1 pseudogene is annotated in these 223 nt (G+C 47.1%); it reads left to right on the forward strand.

Features of this window, described 5'->3' with window-relative positions:
* Positions 1 to 223 (forward strand): annotated as a pseudogene (locus tag AB4585_RS27580) (ABC transporter substrate-binding protein); the annotation flags it as partial.

Raw genomic sequence — 223 nt, forward strand, 5'->3', positions numbered from 1 at the left:
GACTATGCCTAAAGCGCAATACTGGCCTGAGTTCGATAAGTGTGCAGCAGACATGCTAATGATTGGCTGGCACGCAGATACTGAAGATTCAGCGAACTTCTCTGAATTCCTAACTATGACTCGTAACGAAGAGACAGGTAAAGGTCAGTACAACTGTGGTCACTACTCGAACCCTGAAATGGACAAGCTAGTTGAAGCGGCTAACGTAGAAACTGCTCCAGCG

It is taken from the genome of Vibrio sp. 10N.222.49.C9 (genome assembly GCF_041474985.1).
GTDB classification, from domain to species: Bacteria; Pseudomonadota; Gammaproteobacteria; order Enterobacterales; family Vibrionaceae; genus Vibrio; species Vibrio crassostreae_C.